Source organism: Pseudomonas sp. MD195_PC81_125, from assembly GCF_014060985.1.
Classification (GTDB): domain Bacteria; phylum Pseudomonadota; class Gammaproteobacteria; order Pseudomonadales; family Pseudomonadaceae; genus Aquipseudomonas; species Aquipseudomonas parakoreensis.
Genome location: NZ_JABULD010000167.1, coordinates 1 through 1682 on the forward strand (window position 1 = coordinate 1; position 1682 = coordinate 1682).

Sequence of the window (1682 nt, forward strand, 5' to 3'; positions counted from 1 at the left end):
CCAGAGCCAAGCCTGTTCAAAGGTCTGGTGAAATCGCTGGTCAGCCTGTTCGCTACCAAAGAAGAGCCAGCCGCACCGGTCGTCGTTGAAAAACCGGCCACCGAGCGTCCGGCCCGCAACGAAGAGCGTCGCAACGGTCGTCAGCAGAGCCGCAACCGTAACGGTCGCCGCGATGAAGAGCGCAAGCCGCGCGAAGAACGTGCACCGCGTGAAGAACGCGCCCCACGCGAGCCGCGTGAAGAGCGTCAGCCACGTGAAGCCCGTGAAGTCCGCGAGCCACGTGAAGCCCGTACCGAGGCGCCAGCCGCTCGCGAAGAACGTGCTCCACGCGCTCCGCGTGAAGAACGTGCGCCACGTGCTCCACGCGAAGACCGCAAGCCACGTGGCGAGCGTGAAGAGCGCGTGCGTGAACTGCGCGAGCCTCTGGACGCCGCTCCGGCTGCACCCGTAGCGGCTGCCACTGCCGCCGTGGTCGCAGAAGAGCGTCCGGCCCGTCAGCCACGCGAAGAACGCGCACCGCGTCCGCCGCGTGAAGAACGTCAACCGCGCGCCGAGCAGGCCGCTGCCGCCGTCGCTGAAGAAGAAGTGAACACCAACGAAGAGCAACTGCCGGAAGACGGCCAGGACAACGCCGAAGGCGATCGTCCACGTCGTCGCTCCCGTGGTCAGCGTCGTCGCAGCAACCGTCGCGAGCGTCAGCGTGATGCCAACGGCAACGTGATCGAAGGTTCGGAAGAATCCGAGTCCGGCGAAAACGCCGCTGCTCCAAGCGCTGCCGATCTGGCTGCCGGCCTGGCCGTGACCGCCGCTGTTGCCGGCAGCGTGATCAGCGCTCCGGCCGAGGCACAGGCTCACGAGCAAGCCGAACGCGCTACCGCCGCTGTTCAGGAAACCGCTCCAGTGGAAGCGCCGGTTGTTGAGGCCACTACCCCGGTGGAAGTGGTTGCTGCTCCGGAAGTCGAAGTGGCACCGGTTCAAGAAACACTGCCTCAGGTTGAAGCCGCTGCTGAACCTGCCGTTGAGGCGCCAGTCGTGGCCGCAGAGCCGGTTGCTGAAACCGTGACCGAAACCGTGCGTGAAGTTCGCGAAGAACAGACCGCGTTCAACTGGGTTGCCGAGCCTGCCGTGGCTGAAACGCCAGCGCCAGTCGTTGAAGCCCCAGTGGTTGAAGAAGCCAAGGCTGCCGCGCCAGTGGTCGAAGCCGCTGAACCTGCTCCAGCGCCAGTCGTTGAAGCACCGGTCGAAGCACCTGTGGTGGCCGAAGAGCCTGCTCCAGTGGTTGAAGCCGCACCGGTCAGCGCCCTGACGCCAAACGGCCGTGCGCCAAACGACCCACGTGAAGTGCGTCGCCGCAAGCGTGAAGCCGAGCGCCTGCAGAAGGAAGCCGAACTGGCTGCCGCTGCTGCTCCGGCTGCTGAAGTGGTCGAGGTTGCTGCCGTGACTGAAGAAGCCGTGATTGAATCGGTCATCGCCGAAGCACCACGCTCCGTCCAGGACGCGGTCGAGCATCACCAAGAGGCCGAGGAAAAAGAACACGAGCCTAAAACCGCTCGTCTGATTCCGAAAGCCAATAAAAAGCCCCGCCGGGTGAAAACCTGGCGGGGCTTTTTTTATTCCATTTAGAAGATCAAAAAGATCGCAGCCCTTCGCAGTCCTACAGGAGACCTGTGTAGGAGCTGCCG

1 pseudogene is annotated in these 1682 nt (G+C 64.1%); it reads left to right on the top strand.

What is annotated here, in order from left to right:
* Nucleotides 1-1623 (top strand): annotated as a pseudogene (locus HT737_RS07190) (ribonuclease E); the annotation flags it as partial.
* Nucleotides 1624-1682 lie beyond the last annotated feature (59 nt).